Source organism: Ferrovum sp. JA12 (genome assembly GCF_001431705.1).
In the GTDB taxonomy this organism is placed as follows: domain Bacteria; phylum Pseudomonadota; class Gammaproteobacteria; order Burkholderiales; family Ferrovaceae; genus PN-J185.
This window is the reverse complement of record NZ_LJWX01000002.1, coordinates 931,874-948,527: the sequence shown is the minus strand read 5'-3', so window position 1 is coordinate 948,527 and position 16,654 is coordinate 931,874. Positions and strand designations below refer to the sequence as shown.

Genomic DNA, 16,654 nt, shown 5'->3' with positions numbered 1-16,654 from the left:
ATGCAAGCCTTTACACAAGTTAGCGGTGTGGTGTTGCCCATTGATCGATCTAATGTGGATACCGATGCCATTATTCCAAAGCAATTTTTAAAATCCATTCACCGTTCTGGTTTTGGGCCCCATCTCTTTGATGCTTGGCGTTATCTTGATGAGGGGCAGCCTGGACAGGATTGTTCAAAGCGTCCTCTCAATCCGAATTTTGTGATGAATCAAGCTCGATATCAAGGAGCACGTATTCTCTTGGCACGGGAGAATTTTGGTTGCGGATCAAGTCGTGAGCACGCTCCTTGGGCGCTTAGTGATTATGGTATTCGGGCCTTAATTGCTCCGAGCTATGCTGATATTTTTTTCAACAACTGTTTTAAAAATGGCATTTTACCCGTGGTGTTAAAAGAGGAAGCGGTAGACCAACTTTTTAAAGCCGTCCTATCTACACCGAATTATCAACTTACGGTGGATTTGAATCTTCAAGAGGTAAGAACCGAGAACGGCGAGAGTTTTACCTTTGAAGTGGATGAATTCCGTCGTTTTTGTTTACTCAATGGTTTTGATGATATTGGTTTGACATTGCGTCACGCCGATGAAATTAAGGCCTATGAGATTGAGCGTCAGCAGTCTGAGCCTTGGATTTTTGGAGTTAATCGTTAATGAATATTGCATTGTTACCTGGTGATGGGATCGGTCCTGAGATCATGGCTGAGGCGGAAAAAGTGATCGATTTGTTTGTGGCCGAGGGCGAGCCTATTAAGACCCAAACGGCTTTAGTGGGTGGGGCAGCTGTGGAGGTTTATGATGATCCTTTACCCGATGACACTCTACAGTTATGTCTTGCCTCCAGCGCCGTGTTGTTCGGTGCCATTGGCGGCCCTCAATATGACACTCTTCCTCGCCCTAAACGTCCTGAACGCGGACTCTTGCGTTTGCGTAAAGCCATGGATTTGTTTGCTAATCTACGTCCAGCGAAGGTTTATGATGCGCTCGCTGATTCTTCTACTTTGAAGAAAGAGGTGGTAGCAGGGCTGGATATGATGATTGTACGCGAGCTGACCGGTGATATTTATTTTGGTGAGCCACGAGGTATTCATACCAATGAACAGGGACTTCGAGTTGGGGTGAATACCATGACTTACGACGAGAATGAAATTAAACGAGTAGCCCATTGGGGTTTTCAGGCAGCCCAAAAAAGAAGGGGTATGTTGTGTTCCGTTGATAAAATGAATGTGTTGGAGTGCACGCAATTATGGCGTGATGTGGTGATGGAAGTCGCGCGTGAATATCCTGATGTGACGCTGACACACATGTTGGTGGATAATGCTGCCATGCAATTAATTCGTCGTCCGCAACAATTTGATGTGATTGTGACGGGTAATTTGTTTGGCGATATTCTCTCGGATGAAGCATCCATGCTGACAGGGTCCATTGGTTTATTGCCCTCAGCCTCTTTAAATCAATCTGGGCAGGGACTATTTGAGCCCATTCATGGCAGTGCTCCGGATATCGCCGGGCAAGGAATAGCTAACCCCTTAGCGCAGATTTTATCGTTGGCTATGTTGTTTCGTTATTCACTAAAACGCGAAGATTTAGCCGATCGGGTGGAGTTTGCCGTTGAAGAGGTAATTAACCAAGGAATGCGTACCAAAGATATTGCCAAGGCTGGAGAGAGGATACTCTCCACCAGCGCCATGGGCGATGCCGTGGTTGCTGCCTTGAAAAATAATAACTAGGGGGATGATATGTTAACGGTTGGGTTTGTTGGCTGGCGTGGCATGGTGGGATCGGTGCTTCTTGAGCGCATGAGGCAAGAGAAGGATTTTGATCACATTGAGCCAGTATTTTTTACCACCTCACAGGCTGGATCTTTAGGTCCTGCAGTGGGAGAACACTCAGCTAAACCCTTGTTGGATGCCAACAATATAGAGCAACTCGCACAAATGGATGTATTAGTGTCCTGTCAAGGGGGAGATTTTACGGAGGCAATTCATACTCCTTTGAGAAAAAGGGGTTGGCAGGGTTACTGGATTGATGCCGCGTCCACTTTGCGCATGAATGATCATGCGGTGATTATTTTGGATCCCGTTAACCGTTCCATGATTGACGAGGCAATGAATAAAGGGATTCGTGATTATATCGGCGGTAACTGTACCGTGAGTTTAATGCTGATGGCTCTGGGCGGTTTATTTAAGGCTAATCTAGTGGAGTGGGTATCAGCTATGACCTATCAGGCCGCCTCTGGGGCTGGCGCGCAAAACATGCGCGAATTACTGAGCCAAATGGGGGTGTTACATCAATCTGTTGCGGCCTTATTGTCTGATCCTTCCTCAGCTATTCTTGACATTGATCGTTCGGTCACCGAAGCCTTACGTTCTCCTCAGATGCCCACAGAGAACTTCAGAGGAGTGCCTTTAGCGGGCAGTCTAATCCCTTGGATAGATAAGGCGGTGGAGTATGGACAAAGTAAAGAGGAATGGAAAGGTGGCGCGGAGTGTAACAAGATTTTAGGGTTGCCCGCTTATCGACACGCAGGATCAATCCCGGTAGATGGTTTATGTGTTCGTGTCGGGGCCATGCGCTGTCACTCGCAAGCGCTCACTATAAAATTAAAAAAAGATGTTGCCTTGCAGGATATTGAGCAATTAATAGCTGATGCCAATGAATGGGTGAGAGTTATTGCTAATGATCGGGAGTTAACGGAGCAACAATTAACCCCCACTCAAGTGTCTGGTACTTTATCGGTACCAGTGGGGCGTTTACATAAGCTTGCTATGGGGGCTGAGTATTTGGGCGCTTTTACTGTGGGTGACCAATTGTTGTGGGGGGCCGCGGAGCCGCTTCGCCGCATGTTACGTATCGTGGTTAAACAATAATGCAATTTAATCTCGATAATGTCCCAAGCTGGCTCAAAGATGATCAGGGCCGATCAATATTGCGTACGCTCAATGACTGGGGCTACTACCATCCCAGTGAGTTGATTGTGGGTGGTTTTGTGGGCGCTTTGTTCGTAGTGGGGATCATTGTAATCTGGCGCTTGTCCAAGATGACGGTAGCTCATCAGCGGCATCATTGGAACGATGATGAGTTATTTGAAAAGTCCTTGGGTTTGAGTGCGGAGGAGTTGGCTGAAGTAGGTCTTCCTCTAGCTAGTAAAATTGATGGGATAGTGTCACAACAACTCATGGCTGTTGAGCAGACGGTCCCAGACCTCCCCTCTTTGCCGCCCGATACTGTTCAAGAGCCCGTGTTCCCTCAGTCGATTGTTGATTTGACTCTAGAGCAGTGTTTGTTGATAGCAAGATTTAGCGCCTGGCGTCAAGACAGTCAAGCGGTTCGTGAAGCCATTAAACGAGTCATGGCTGAAGGCAGCTTACCGCAACAAAAAATTGCTCTACAGTTACTTGAGTACAGTATTCAAAACAATCCATGAGAATTGCTCTGGGTATTGAGTATGATGGTCAACAATTCTGTGGTTGGCAAAAACAGCCCCAACGGCGTGCGATTCAATCGACTCTCGATCAAGCGGTTTCCATGATTGCAGGAGAATCGGTTCATACTGTGTGTGCCGGACGTACTGATACAGCGGTTCACGCCCTTGCGCAAGTTGTTCACTTTGATACCAACGCTCAACGCCCTGAACAGGCCTGGGTTAGGGGTGTCAACAGTCATTTGCCTGAGGATATCAGCGTACTCTGGGCCAGAGTGGTTGATGAGGGTTTTCATGCTCGATTTTCTGCGCTGTCAAGAACTTATCATTACTGGCTTTACCCACACTCGGTTAGACCTGCTATAGCCGCTCATTATGTGGGATGGATCCATACCCCACTTAATGTGGACAATATGCACAGGGCGATGAGTTATTTACAGGGTGAACACGACTTCAGCGCCTTTAGGAGTAGTGAGTGTCAAGCCAAAACAGCCACGCGTACCATGTATGAGGCTTATCTTGTTCGCCATGGTGTGCTCATTCAGTTGGTGTTTAAGGCTAATGCCTTTTTACATCATATGGTACGTAATTTGGTGGGTAGTTTGGTGGACATTGGCCAGGGTCGTCATGAAAGTGAGTGGATGAACACGCTGATTGAACAAAAAAACAGAACCTTAGCAGCCCCCACTTTCTCTCCTCAAGGATTATATTTAAGCCAAATAGAATACGCTGAGCATTGGCAACTGCCTCAGACGCAATGTCGTCCCTATTTTTTCGTGAATGAACCTTAAGGCCAATCGGTATGCGTATAAAAATTTGTGGTATCACTGATGTTGATCAAGCTCGCGCTGTCGCGAAAGCGGGAGCAGACGCGATCGGCTTGGTGTTTTATGAGAAAAGTCCAAGAAGGGTGTCCCGGTTAACTGCTCAAACCATTGTTGATGCGCTGCCCCCCTTCGTGAGCAGTGTTGGATTATTTGTTAATCATACTACCGAACAAGTATGGCAGATTTTAGAGCAGGTATCGCTCGATTATTTACAATTTCATGGCGACGAGAGTCCTGCCTTCTGTCAGCAATTTAAAAGACCTTATATTAAAGCAATACGCGTCAAAGAAGACGTTGATTTGGTACAATATACAGTTGACTTTAATACAGCCAAAGCCTTATTAGTGGATGCTTATCAAGAGGGGGTGCCGGGTGGGACGGGTAGAACCTTTGATTGGCGGTTAATTCCCAGGGAGTTATCTAAACTAATTATCCTATCCGGTGGTCTGACACCAGAGAATGTAGGGCAAGCAATTAAAGCAGTGAAACCTTGGGCGGTAGATGTCAGTAGTGGCGTTGAGCAGAGCCCTGGAATTAAGGATATTAATAAATGCCAAGCATTTATACAAGGAGCGAGAAATGAAGCCGTATGATATGCCCAGTAAAGATGGCCATTTTGGACCCTACGGGGGAACGTTTGTTTCTGAAACGCTGATTGCAGCCATTGAGAGCTTAAAAAAAGAGTATTTATTTGTTCGCGATGATGCAGCGTTTCAACAGGAACTAGCTTATGAATTAAAGCATTATGTAGGTCGTCCGAGCCCTATTTATCATGCTAAACGTATGTCTGAACATCTTGGTGGGGCACAAATTTATCTCAAACGTGAGGATTTAAACCACACTGGTGCCCATAAAATTAATAATACCGTAGGCCAAGCGATGTTGGCCAAACGCATGGGTAAACCTAGGGTTATCGCTGAAACAGGTGCTGGCCAGCATGGCGTAGCGACAGCTACGGTGGCTGCTCGATATGGCATGGAATGTGTGGTGTATATGGGTGCGGAGGATGTGAAAAGACAAGCGCAAAATGTGTATCGCATGAAATTATTAGGCGCTGAGGTGATTCCTGTCACAAGTGGCTCACGAACGCTAAAGGATGCTCTCAATGAGGCTATGCGTGACTGGGTGACTAATGTCCATAACACTTTTTATATTATTGGTACCGTCGCAGGTCCTCATCCCTATCCTATGATGGCGCGTGACTTTAATGCTGTGGTGGGCCGTGAGTGTCTCTTACAAATGCCTGATATGATTGGCCGCCAGCCTGATGCGGTATTAGCTTGTGTGGGCGGGGGATCTAACGCCATGGGGATTTTTTACCCCTATATTAATGAGACTAACGTGGCTTTAATTGGTGTTGAGGCGGGGGGGGAAGGAATTGAATCTGGCCGTCATTCTGCCTCCTTGTCTGCAGGAACTCCTGGTGTCTTGCATGGCAACCGTACCTATCTGTTGCAAGATGATAATGGTCAGATTGTTGAAACCCATTCTATTTCAGCGGGCCTTGATTACCCAGGTGTTGGCCCTGAGCATGCCTGGCTTAAGGACAGTGGTCGCGCACAATATGTAGCAGTGAATGACGACGAAGCTCTGCAAGCTTTCCATGATTTATGTCGCATGGAAGGAATCATTCCTGCCTTGGAATCTAGTCATGCCTTAGCCCACGCCATGAAAATCGCTCCTGGTATGAGTCGTGATAAGGTTTTACTCGTCAACCTCTCTGGTCGTGGTGATAAGGACATGGCCACTGTGGCAGAGCGCAGTGGCATTACACTTTAGAACTTGGCAAAAATAGGATAAAGACCGTGTCACGAATAGAACAAGTATTTGCATCATTAACATCCCAACAACGCTGTGCGTTGATTCCTTTTTTTACTGTAGGAGACCCTGAGTTATCCACATGTCTCCCTACCATGCATGCCATGGTGGCCGCTGGGGCGGATATTATTGAATTGGGTATCCCTTTTTCAGACCCCATGGCTGATGGTCCAGTGATTCAAAGAGCCAGTGAGAGAGCGCTAAAAAATAAGGTGCGGCTCATTGATGTACTCAATACCGTTAAAGAGTTTCGTCAAACCAATAACCATACCCCCTTGGTCTTGATGGGATACGCCAATCCTATTGAGCGGATGGGGGTTAGTACCTTTGTTAAGAATTGTCATGATGTGGGCGTTGACGGGGTATTGGTGGTAGATTACCCGCCCGCTGAAGCCAAGTTGTTGGCTGACGCGTTAAACCCGTTTTCAATTGACCCTATTTTTTTAATTGCTCCCACCACCACCGATGAGCGCGTAGAAGATATCGCGCGGATGGCTAAAGGTTATGTCTATTATGTGTCTTTAAGAGGGGTGACAGGAGCGAGTCATATTGATGTGCAGGATGTGCAAGCACAGGTGGCGAGAATAAAACGTCATGTGAGCATCCCAGTGGGAGTAGGTTTTGGTATTCGTGATGGCGACACAGCGCGAGCAATTGGGCAGTTCTCTGATGCCGTGGTGGTGGGATCCAGAATTGTTGAAACCATTGAACAAGCAGAAACAAAAAAAATCCCTCAAGAAGTGGGTAAGTTAATACAAGAACTCAGACAGGCTTTGGATAACACATTATGAGTTGGTTTAAAAAATTACTTCCCCCACGCATTAAGCGTGATAAACATAACATTAAAGGCTCTGTCCCAGAGGGACTGTGGGTAAAATGTGGATCCTGTGAAGCGGTACTTTATCGTTCTGACTTAGAGAGTAACTTACATGTTTGTCCAAAGTGTTCCCACCATATACGAATTAATGCGAGAACCCGCTTAGACTTATTTTTAGACCAAGGGGAGCGTTTTGAAATTGGTTTTGAAGTCACCCCTATTGATTCACTGAAGTTCAAGGATACGCGACGCTACCCTGAACGTATTGAAGAAGCGAAACAAGCCACCGGTGAAACGGATGCTTTAGTCGTCATGCAAGGGGTTCTTGAGGAACTTCCTGTTATCGCAGCAGCTTTTGAGTTTGGATTTATGGGTGGCTCAATGGGTTCTGTGGTGGGGGAGCGTTTTGTCCGGGCGGTAGAGGCTGCGATAGATCAACGGCTGCCTTTTGTTTGTTTTTTAGCGAGTGGCGGGGCAAGGATGCAAGAGGGTCTCTTGTCTTTAATGCAGATGGCAAAAACCTGTGCGGCTTTGACCCATTTGGCAGAGCATAAACTGCCCTTTATTTCTGTCCTCACGGATCCTACCATGGGTGGGGTATCGGCAAGTTTTGCTATGATCGGCGATGTGGTTATGGCTGAACCTAATGCATTAATTGGTTTTGCAGGACCGCGGGTGATTGAGCAAACAGTGCGTGAAAAACTACCTGAGGGGTTTCAGCGTTCGGAGTTCCTTTTAGAGAAGGGTGCTATTGACATGATTGTTGATCGCCGTGACTTGCGGCCTCGGATTGCAAATATTTTAAGACAGTTAACAAACGTGACTCAGCCTGAGTAGAGTTTAAATTATGGCTAAACCGCAAGAGTGGGAGAAGCTAGATTTGTATCGAGTCAGTGCGCGGCGCAGAGCCATCGGTGCAGCGCTCATTATGGCCTTTGTTGTTGTTCTCTTACCCATGTTGTTAAATCACTCCAAGACGCCCAAACTTAGCCCAGACTTGGGCGCTGCAATGCCTTCTCATTCGCCTATTCATGGGGCCCCTTCCACAGCACCATCGCCCCTGGTTAACACCCATGAACAATCCCTCGCGGTGTCATCTTTAGATAGGGTAACACCTGCCTCTACTAGGGTGACCCCGATGAATATAAATCATCCATCTCTGTTGCCACCATCCCTCCCGTCATCGCTTTCCTCTGTGTCAACGGAAGGCTCTGTAATAGCTTCGCCCAGCTCCCAAGGCGCGGCTATGCCTAATCAGGTGGCGTCAATCACGCAAGCCTCAGCTCCTTTGGTGCAAAAAAACACTACTGCAGCAGAAAAGAAAATAGTAAAGGATTCAGCTGACACGCCATTACTCCCAGAACAACCCAAACAACCACAGGCGCTTAAGGAGTCTGGGTCTTCGTCAGTGCTGAAGAGCAGTTCATTGCGATCTTCAGTACAGCCGGTGGTGAATGGCACGCATAAAATCCTTCAGTTGGGTCTGTTCTCGGAGGAGAATCGTGCTAAAAATTTGATTAAAGAGCTCAAGGGGCATGGAGGTCGTGCCAAAATAGATAAGGTGACTCTCAATCATAAGGTGCGCTACCGTGTTTATGTGGGGCCGTTTTCCTCCAACGACAAAATTCATAGAACAAAAAAACAATTATTAGAGGCTGGATTTCCCTCTTTAATTAAGGAGTTGCATTAATGAGTGTCGAGCATTGGAATTGGATTGATTATATTGCTATGGCTTTAATTGGCTTATCTACAATCTTCGGTTTGTTTCGTGGAGTGGTTAAGGAAGTGATGGGAATAGCTGGTTGGGCATGCGCCTTTGTAGCGGCCAAATGGTTGAGTCCTATGCTCTCACTTTATTTGGCAGGATGGATAGTTAACCCCAGTTTACGTCTTGTGTCAGCCTATCTGGCGATCTTCATTGTGGTATTGGTCCTCGCGGCCATTCTATCCTCTGTGCTCAATGTTGCGGTAGAGAAAACGGGTTTGAGTTCCCTTAACCGATTGCTGGGAGCCAGTTTCGGGCTATTACGCGGCTATTTTCTGTTTATGGTGTTATTGATACTAGCCAGCTTTACGTTGTTGCCGCAACAAGCGGATTGGCAACGCTCACCAAGTGTTAAAGCAGGGTTGTGGGGTGTGTATTATTTGAAACCTTATCTGCCTCAAGAGGTGGCCCAGTTTTTTCATTTTTAGAACGTAAATCCTCTGAGTGGAGTAGAATAATACTTCTCATGAATTTGTCTCCGGAGTGTCATGTAGTATGTGTGGAATAGTTGGTATTGTCGCGAAAACCCCAGTTAATCAGTTGCTCTACGATGGTTTGCAACTTCTGCAGCATCGTGGTCAAGATGCGGCAGGGATTGCTACCGCCGATGGCAGTACTTTCCATATGCATAAAGGTCTTGGTTTGGTGCGCGATGTCTTTCGTACCCGGGACATGAGAAGCTTGACTGGTAATATTGGCATTGGGCATTGCCGCTACCCCACTGCAGGGTCTGCCAAATCCTCAGCTGAAGCCCAACCTTTTTATGTGAACTCTCCCTTCGGTATTGTGTTGGGTCATAATGGCAATCTAACCAATGCGGATGAGTTAAAAGAGGATTTATTTGCGCAAGATCGACGTCATGTCAATACCAATTCAGACTCGGAAGTGCTACTCAATGTATTAGCTCATGAATTGGACGGCGTTACAGTAAGCAGTCGTTTAACCCAGGCGGATATATTTAATGCTGTAGCAGGAGTGCATCGACGTTGTCGTGGTGCTTATGCGGCGGTGGCGTTGATTGCCGGCCATGGTTTGTTGGCTTTTCGGGATCCCTATGGGATTCGCCCCCTGGTTATTGGTACACACATGAGCGTAAATGGACCTGAGTATATCCTCGCCTCAGAGAGCGTGGCGCTAGATGCCTTGGGCTTTAAAATGTTGCGCGATGTGGAACCTGGTGAAGCAATTTTTATTGATGAAAATGGACAATTGCATCATCAACAATGTGCCTTGACTCCGGTTAAGTCTCCTTGTATTTTTGAGTACGTTTATTTGGCAAGACCAGATTCTGTGATTGATGGGGTGTCGGTTTATGAGACACGTTTAAAAATGGGAGAGAGTTTGGGCGAGAAAATTCAGCACATTGCGCCTGATCTTCACATAGATGTAGTGATTCCCATCCCTGATACCAGCCGGCCTAGCGCACTTCAGTTAGCCCAGAAGCTCAATGTCCCCTACCGTGAGGGATTTATTAAGAACCGCTATATTGGCCGTACCTTTATTATGCCAGGGCAGGCTGAAAGAAAAAAATCAGTGAGACAAAAATTGAACGCCATTGGTATGGAGTTTGAGGGAAAAAATGTGCTCTTGGTGGATGACTCAATTGTCAGGGGTACCACGAGTCGTGAGATTGTCCAAATGGCAAGAGACTGCGGTGCGCGTCATGTTTATTTTGCTTCAGCAGCTCCTCCCGTACGTTTTCCTAATGTATATGGTATTGATATGCCAAGCCGCGCTGAGCTCCTCGCAACGGGTCGCAATGATAGTGAGATTGCCGCTGAGATTGGGGCCGATAGGGTGTTTTATCAGGACTTAAGTGATTTAATCAGAGATGTTAAGTCTCAGGCAAAAAATATTGAACGCTTTGATTGTTCGTGTTTTGATGGCTGTTATATTACCGATGATATTACTGCTGAATACTTGGCTAAGATTGAATTTGCACGCAAAGATGGCGAGACCCATGCCCAGCAAAAAGTTAACCAGCTAGATTTAAATCTAACTCACGCTGAGACCATTTAACAGACTATGACCCAACCCTATGATTTAGATACTTTAGCCATTCGTTCGGGCATTCATCGAACTGAGTTTAATGAGCATGCTGAAGCATTATTTTTAACCTCAAGTTATGTTTTTGATAACGCTCAGCAGGCGGCGGACCGTTTCCAGAATAAGGAACCTGGCTATATTTATTCACGCTTCACTAACCCCACGGTCAATGCTTTTCAAGAACGCTTGGCAGTCATGGAAGGGGGAGAGTACGCCATTGCCACAGCGAGCGGTATGGCGGCTATTTTAACCACCATGATGGGATTATTAAAAGCGGGAGACCACATTGTGGTCTCGCAAAGTATTTTTGGTGCGGCGGTGCAATTGTTCACTAACATTCTATCGCGCTTTGGAATTGAGTCGACCTTTGTTCCTCTGTCAGATATTGATGGGTGGAAGAGGGCCATTCAAAGTAACACTAAATTGTTTTATCTTGAAACGCCATCAAACCCTACCATGGAGCTCGTGGATATCCAAGCCTTAGCCGAGGTGAGTAAAAACGCTCAAGTTTATTTGGTGGTAGATAACTGTTTTTGTACGCCCATATTGCAGCAACCTTTGTCTCTGGGTGCTGATATTGTTATCCATTCGGCAACAAAATATATCGATGGACAAGGCCGCGTATTAGGCGGGGCTATTGTCGGTTCTAAGGCTCTCTTAAAAGAGGGGATTTATTCGTTTTTGCGCACGGCAGGCCCTAGTCTGAGCGCATTTAATGCATGGATTTTACTCAAGGGGTTAGAAACCTTAAAGCTTCGCGTTGAGGCCCAATCCCAAGCAGCTCTTTCTCTGGCGCAATGGTTGTCAGAGCATCCCAATGTGATACGCGTCCATCATCCAGGGCTCGTCTCTCACCCTCAGTTTGAACTCGCTCAACGCCAACAAACCCATGGTGGCGCAGTGGTGAGTTTTGAGGTGAAAGGGGGGCAAGAGAAAGCATGGCGGGTAATTGATTCTACCCAATTGATCTCCATAACCGGTAATCTTGGAGACACTAAAACCACCATCACTCATCCTGCTACCACCACCCATGGTCGTATCAGTGAAGAGTCAAGAGTTAAGGCGGGGATCACGGACGGGTTAATTCGAGTATCCGTGGGATTGGAGTCCTTAAATGATATTAAAACAGATCTCAGTCGAGGTTTGGATTAGCGCTATCCGTTCTATAGCACACAAGAAGCGAGATTCAATCCACCATTAATCTTACATCAATCAATTTACGGAAAATCCTGATATTTCATATTTCTGAAATAAAACACAATATATTGTGTTTTATCTTGACAATACCCCTCAATATTGTGTTTAATGACCTTACGGTTTGTAAGACTATCTCTTGCAATAAAAAGGGAATCAGGTGTAACACCTAAGCTGCCCCCGCAACTGTAATTGGTAACGCTAGGTTGTGTTATCTATCACTGAATAAGATGCGGTAAGCTAAACCAAGCATGTTAAACCAAGAGCCAGGAGACCTGCCGTGATATTTCTTAAACAACATGAATGAGGCGGGGTGTCCTCTGGTTGAATAAAGTTATGTTTATTTCTTTATTTGCGTACGCAAAACCAATGACACCACTGCCCTCTTAGGAAGGCTATATGGATTCAACTTTTTCTCAGGATAATACTCTTCAGCACGCAGCTCAACTTTATCAAGTAGTTAGACGCTCGGGAGAGGTGGTTAATTTTCAGACGGATAAAATCTCAGTGGCCGTTCACAAAGCGTTTATTGCCGTTCATGGCGAATCAGCTCAAGTGTCCAGTTCCGTCAGGGAGCAATGTAAACATTTAACAGCACAGGTTATCTCTACCCTGTTAAGACGTCAGCCTTTAGGTGGCACAGTTCACATCGAAACCATTCAAGATCAGGTTGAATTGGCGTTAATGAGATCAGGTGAGCATGATGTGGCAAGGGCCTATGTGCTCTATCGCGAAAAACGTGCACAAGAGAGAGCGAAAACCCAACATCCTCCTGCTATACCTATTCGAATTAAAGATGGTGAAAGCTTCACTAATCTTGATTTACATTGGCTTAATCAATTAGTGAGTGAGGCCTGCGTAGGGCTGCAAGATGTGAATCCTGAAGTGATCACACATCAAGCAGTGAGAGACTTATATGATGGCATTTCTTTTGTGGAACTTGAGAAAGCCTTGGTGATGGCGGCACGAAGCTTAATTGAACGCGAACCCCAATATAATTTTGTGACTGCGCGTTTACTTTTAAAACAAATTCAGCGAGAAATATTAGGGCAAACCCTCACTGCTGAAGAAGTTGTAGTGGCGACTCGCCAGTATTTTAGTCAATACATTAAAAAAGGGATTGAGGCAGGTTTATTGGATCATCAATTGGCTGAGTATGATCTGGAAAAACTGTCCCAGGTACTAGATCCACAAAGAGATTTACAGTTTGGTTATCTGGGTTTACAAACTTTATATGACCGTTATTTCTTACATATTAATGAAGAAAGAATTGAGTTACCACAAATCTTCTTTATGCGTGTGGCCATGGGTCTTGCGTTGCAAGAGATCAATAGAGAGGAAAAAGCTATTGAGTTTTATCTGCTATTGTCCTCCTTTGATTTTATGAGTTCCACACCAACGTTATTTAATAGTGGAACAAAACACTCACAATTGTCCTCCTGTTATCTCACCACCGTCGGGGATGATTTGAACAGTATTTTTGAGAACATTAAAGAAAACGCGTTACTGCAAAAGTATGCCGGAGGGTTGGGTAACGACTGGACACCGGTTCGTGCACTCTCCTCAAGAATTAAGGGGACTAATGGCAAAAGCCAAGGTGTGATTCCCTTTTTGAAGGTGGTGAATGACACGGCAGTGGCTGTGAATCAAGGCGGTAAAAGAAAAGGCGCTGTGTGCGGCTATCTTGAAACTTGGCATCTAGATATTGAGGAGTTTCTTGATTTACGTAAAAACACCGGTGATGATCGACGTCGCACCCACGATATGAATACTGCCAACTGGATTCCAGATCTGTTTATGAAACGAGTCGATAAGAATCAAGATTGGACACTGTTTTCGCCCTCTGATGTGCCAGATTTGCATGATAAATACGGTAAAGCATTTGAAGAGGCTTACTTGCGTTATGAGAGTAAAGCTGACCATGGTGAGATTACTTTATTTAAAAAAGTATCCGCTCTACAACTTTGGCGAAGAATTTTATCCATGTTGTTTGAAACTGGGCATCCTTGGATTACATTCAAAGATCCTTGCAATATTCGCTCTCCTCAGCAACATGTCGGGGTGGTGCACAGTTCTAATTTATGCACAGAAATTACCCTTAATACCTCTGACACTGAAACAGCGGTGTGTAATTTGGGTTCAGTGAATTTATTCAAGCATATTAAGGAAGTGAATGGCTCTTTTGTGATAGATGATGAAAAATTACGTCACACCATCAAAACGGCCATGCGTATGCTGGATAACGTGATTGACATTAATTTTTACGCGGTGGCTAAGGCACGTAACTCTAATGTCCGTCATCGCCCTGTTGGTTTAGGGATTATGGGTTTTCAGGATATGCTCCATGCAATGCGTATCCCCTATGCCTCAGAGCAAGCGGTTGAGTTAGCCGATGTGACGATGGAATACGTTTGTTATTACGCTTATCTAGCCTCCACCGAGCTTGCCCGTGAAAGAGGCGCCTATTCAAGCTTCAAAGGAAGCCTATGGGACCGTGGTATTTTGCCGCTGGATACTCTCGCCATGCTGGAGGAAGAGAGGGGAGGATATTTGGCGGTGGATCGAACCATACGTCTTGATTGGCAAGCATTACGTGAGAATATCAAGCAATATGGCATGCGCAACTCTAATTGCGTGGCCATTGCTCCCACTGCCACCATTTCCAATATTGTAGGCGTATCGGCAAGTATTGAACCGGATTATCAAAATCTCTATGTGAAATCTAATTTATCCGGTGAGTTCACTATTGTTAATGAGTCCTTAGTGAAGGATTTAAAAGCCATCGGTCTATGGGATGAGGCAATGATTGCCGATATTAAATATTATGATGGATCCTTAAGTCAGATTGAGAGAATTCCTCAACAGTTAAAAGAGTTGTATGCCACTGCCTTTGAGGTGGATCCTCAATGGCTCATTGAAGCTGCCGCAAGACGCCAGAAATGGATCGATCAGGCGCAGTCTTTAAACCTGTACTTTGCTACGCCCAGTGGAAAAAAGTTAAATGATATATATTTTATGGCTTGGTTAAGAGGTCTTAAAACTACCTACTATTTGCGCTCCCTCGGTGCTAGTGCGGCAGAAAAATCCACCGGTCAAGGTGGAGAGCTAAATGCTGTCAAAATTCAACCCGTGGAGACGGAAGTAAAACAATGTTTAATTGACGATCCTACCTGCGAAGCTTGTCAATAACCAATAATTATTTTTAAGGATTATTAAAGAATGCTTTCATTTGAAAACGAAACACCTACACAAGAGTTTAGTCATCCCTCCACGCCCGTCTTCCCGTTGGAGAGAGAGCGCGCAACACAAAATATCACTCCCCTAAATCCCGCAAATCAATCGCAACACAATGGGCGGGTTTCCGCTGCAGAGAAAAGAGCCATTAACGGACAAACCGACGTCAATCAGTTAGTTCCTTTTAAGTATCATTGGGCTTGGGAAAAGTACTTGGCTGGCTGTGCCAATCATTGGATGCCACAGGAAATTTCAATGAGTCGTGATATTGCACAGTGGAAGGAGAGCGGGTTTCTTTCTGAGGATGAGAAGCTGGTGGTTAAACGTAACTTGGGTTTTTTTGTGACTGCTGACTCTCTTGCTGCCAACAACATCGTTCTTGGCACCTATCGACACATTACTGCACCTGAATGCCGTCAATATTTATTAAGACAAGCCTTCGAAGAGGCAATCCATACCCACGCTTATCAATATATTGTGGAGAGTTTGGGGTTGGACGAATCTGAGATTTTTAATGCCTATCATGAAGTGTCGAGCATTCGTGAAAAAGATCAGTTTTTAATTCCTTTTATTGAAACATTGACCAATCCAGATTTTAAAACAGGAACTCCTGAAGCGGATCAACATCTTTTATTATCTTTAATTGTCTTTGCCTGCATGATGGAAGGTCTCTTTTTCTACGTGGGGTTTGTGCAAATCTTGGCACTAGGGCGACAGAATAAGATGCAAGGTGCTGCTGAGCAATACCAATATATTTTGAGAGATGAGTCTATGCATTGTAATTTTGGGGTGGATTTAATTAATACAATTAAATTAGAAAATCCTCATCTCTGGACTGAGGCTTTTAAAAATCAAGTGAGAGAGTTAATGCAACAGGCTGTAGAGCTTGAATATCGTTATGCTGAAGACACCATGCCAAGAGGAGTCTTAGGACTCAACGCGCAAATGTTTAAAGAGTATTTACGTTTTATTTCTAACCGTCGCCTACAGCAGATCGGTATTGATCCTCTGTTTCCGGGAGCCACCAATCCTTTTCCATGGATGAGTGAAATGATTGATCTCAAAAAAGAGAAAAACTTTTTTGAAACTAGGGTGACTGAGTATCAAACAGGTGGTGCACTCTCTTGGGATTAACCGTTGAAGAAGGGATGAATGCACGTTCAGTGACGGCATCAAAATAATCCCTTGGACTATGGTCCTGCTTTGTTGTTGAGCCTACTTTAAGCTCAACAACGAAGTAGGAACAGGCGCTTGGAGGGATAGTGTCGATGCTTGTTGTGCGCGGCGTCTCCACACTCACATCAATACAATATGTAAGTTGTCTATGCAATGGGTTTTTTGGCAGGAGCCCGTCGATTCGATCACATTCCGGTGTGTTGGCTGTTGTCATCAACGTGAAGCTCATTCTTACAAGGATAGGTGAAAGTATTGAGTATCAGTACAAGGTGACAACGGAATGTCACTAATAGACCAAGAGATTTGAATAGACCTCGCTAATAAGAGTTTACACCAGGCTCGGTAGAGGAGGGAACTCC

Annotated in this window: 15 protein-coding genes and 1 riboswitch; all 15 genes read left to right on the top strand. The window is 45.3% G+C overall.

What is annotated here, in order from left to right; all coding sequences use genetic code 11:
- Complete coding sequence (leuD, locus tag FERRO_RS09485; RefSeq protein ID WP_056930604.1) at positions 1-648, top strand: 3-isopropylmalate dehydratase small subunit; 648 nt, start codon at positions 1-3, stop codon at positions 646-648.
- Positions 648-1,724 (top strand): 3-isopropylmalate dehydrogenase, encoded by a 1,077-nt coding sequence (gene leuB, locus FERRO_RS09480; RefSeq protein ID WP_056930603.1) that lies wholly within the window; start codon positions 648-650, stop codon positions 1,722-1,724. The genes leuD and leuB overlap by 1 nt, the downstream gene beginning before the upstream one ends.
- Before the next feature lie 9 nt (positions 1,725-1,733).
- On the top strand, positions 1,734-2,864 hold the full coding sequence (gene asd / locus FERRO_RS09475; RefSeq protein WP_056930602.1) for an aspartate-semialdehyde dehydrogenase: 1,131 nt from the start codon (positions 1,734-1,736) through the stop codon (positions 2,862-2,864).
- A complete protein-coding gene (locus tag FERRO_RS09470; RefSeq protein ID WP_056930601.1) occupies positions 2,864-3,421 on the top strand; it encodes a hypothetical protein in 558 nt (185 codons plus the stop codon). Before asd ends, FERRO_RS09470 begins: the two co-directional genes overlap by 1 nt.
- Complete coding sequence (gene truA, locus FERRO_RS09465; RefSeq protein WP_056930600.1) at positions 3,418-4,209, top strand: tRNA pseudouridine(38-40) synthase TruA; 792 nt, start codon at positions 3,418-3,420, stop codon at positions 4,207-4,209. Before FERRO_RS09470 ends, truA begins: the two co-directional genes overlap by 4 nt.
- Positions 4,210-4,220: 11 nt before the next feature.
- Positions 4,221-4,838, top strand: coding sequence for a phosphoribosylanthranilate isomerase (locus tag FERRO_RS09460; protein WP_056930599.1), 618 nt, complete (start codon positions 4,221-4,223; stop codon positions 4,836-4,838).
- The gene (gene trpB / locus FERRO_RS09455) at positions 4,825-6,024 is read left to right on the top strand and encodes a tryptophan synthase subunit beta (RefSeq protein WP_056930598.1); all 1,200 of its coding nucleotides are present in this window, start codon (positions 4,825-4,827) and stop codon (positions 6,022-6,024) included. The genes FERRO_RS09460 and trpB overlap by 14 nt, the downstream gene beginning before the upstream one ends.
- A 26-nt stretch (positions 6,025-6,050) precedes the next feature.
- A complete protein-coding gene (gene trpA / locus FERRO_RS09450; RefSeq protein WP_056930597.1) occupies positions 6,051-6,854 on the top strand; it encodes a tryptophan synthase subunit alpha in 804 nt (267 codons plus the stop codon).
- Positions 6,851-7,717 (top strand): acetyl-CoA carboxylase, carboxyltransferase subunit beta, encoded by an 867-nt coding sequence (gene accD, locus FERRO_RS09445; protein WP_056930596.1) that lies wholly within the window; start codon positions 6,851-6,853, stop codon positions 7,715-7,717. The genes trpA and accD overlap by 4 nt, the downstream gene beginning before the upstream one ends.
- 10 nt (positions 7,718-7,727) lie before the next feature.
- Complete coding sequence (locus tag FERRO_RS09440) at positions 7,728-8,570, top strand: SPOR domain-containing protein (protein WP_056930595.1); 843 nt, start codon at positions 7,728-7,730, stop codon at positions 8,568-8,570.
- The gene (locus FERRO_RS09435; protein ID WP_056930594.1) at positions 8,570-9,073 is read left to right on the top strand and encodes a CvpA family protein; all 504 of its coding nucleotides are present in this window, start codon (positions 8,570-8,572) and stop codon (positions 9,071-9,073) included. Before FERRO_RS09440 ends, FERRO_RS09435 begins: the two co-directional genes overlap by 1 nt.
- Positions 9,074-9,140: 67 nt before the next feature.
- Complete coding sequence (purF, locus tag FERRO_RS09430) at positions 9,141-10,664, top strand: amidophosphoribosyltransferase (RefSeq protein ID WP_056930593.1); 1,524 nt, start codon at positions 9,141-9,143, stop codon at positions 10,662-10,664.
- Positions 10,665-10,670: 6 nt separating this feature from the next.
- Positions 10,671-11,843: an O-succinylhomoserine sulfhydrylase gene (locus FERRO_RS09425; protein ID WP_056930592.1), complete on the top strand. Its 1,173-nt coding sequence runs from the start codon at positions 10,671-10,673 to the stop codon at positions 11,841-11,843.
- A gap of 145 nt (positions 11,844-11,988) precedes the next feature.
- Positions 11,989-12,182: riboswitch (cobalamin riboswitch) on the top strand.
- A 102-nt stretch (positions 12,183-12,284) separates the two neighbouring features.
- Positions 12,285-15,074 (top strand): ribonucleoside-diphosphate reductase subunit alpha, encoded by a 2,790-nt coding sequence (locus FERRO_RS09420; protein ID WP_056930591.1) that lies wholly within the window; start codon positions 12,285-12,287, stop codon positions 15,072-15,074.
- A gap of 30 nt (positions 15,075-15,104) precedes the next feature.
- On the top strand, positions 15,105-16,253 hold the full coding sequence (locus tag FERRO_RS09415; RefSeq protein WP_056930590.1) for a ribonucleotide-diphosphate reductase subunit beta: 1,149 nt from the start codon (positions 15,105-15,107) through the stop codon (positions 16,251-16,253).
- Positions 16,254-16,654: the final 401 nt, after the last annotated feature.

What these genes read in the sequence shown, in the direction of transcription:
- leuD (WP_056930604.1), top strand. Translation starts at nt 1, where the DNA reads ATGCAAGCCTTTACACAAGTTAGCGGTGTGGTGTTGCCCATTGATCGA.
- leuB (WP_056930603.1), top strand. Translation starts at nt 648, where the DNA reads ATGAATATTGCATTGTTACCTGGTGATGGGATCGGTCCTGAGATCATG.
- asd (WP_056930602.1), top strand. Translation starts at nt 1,734, where the DNA reads ATGTTAACGGTTGGGTTTGTTGGCTGGCGTGGCATGGTGGGATCGGTG.
- FERRO_RS09470 (WP_056930601.1), top strand. Translation starts at nt 2,864, where the DNA reads ATGCAATTTAATCTCGATAATGTCCCAAGCTGGCTCAAAGATGATCAG.
- truA (WP_056930600.1), top strand. Translation starts at nt 3,418, where the DNA reads ATGAGAATTGCTCTGGGTATTGAGTATGATGGTCAACAATTCTGTGGT.
- FERRO_RS09460 (WP_056930599.1), top strand. Translation starts at nt 4,221, where the DNA reads ATGCGTATAAAAATTTGTGGTATCACTGATGTTGATCAAGCTCGCGCT.
- trpB (WP_056930598.1), top strand. Translation starts at nt 4,825, where the DNA reads ATGAAGCCGTATGATATGCCCAGTAAAGATGGCCATTTTGGACCCTAC.
- accD (WP_056930596.1), top strand. Translation starts at nt 6,851, where the DNA reads ATGAGTTGGTTTAAAAAATTACTTCCCCCACGCATTAAGCGTGATAAA.
- FERRO_RS09440 (WP_056930595.1), top strand. Translation starts at nt 7,728, where the DNA reads ATGGCTAAACCGCAAGAGTGGGAGAAGCTAGATTTGTATCGAGTCAGT.
- FERRO_RS09435 (WP_056930594.1), top strand. Translation starts at nt 8,570, where the DNA reads ATGAGTGTCGAGCATTGGAATTGGATTGATTATATTGCTATGGCTTTA.
- purF (WP_056930593.1), top strand. Translation starts at nt 9,141, where the DNA reads ATGTGTGGAATAGTTGGTATTGTCGCGAAAACCCCAGTTAATCAGTTG.
- FERRO_RS09425 (WP_056930592.1), top strand. Translation starts at nt 10,671, where the DNA reads ATGACCCAACCCTATGATTTAGATACTTTAGCCATTCGTTCGGGCATT.
- FERRO_RS09420 (WP_056930591.1), top strand. Translation starts at nt 12,285, where the DNA reads ATGGATTCAACTTTTTCTCAGGATAATACTCTTCAGCACGCAGCTCAA.
- FERRO_RS09415 (WP_056930590.1), top strand. Translation starts at nt 15,105, where the DNA reads ATGCTTTCATTTGAAAACGAAACACCTACACAAGAGTTTAGTCATCCC.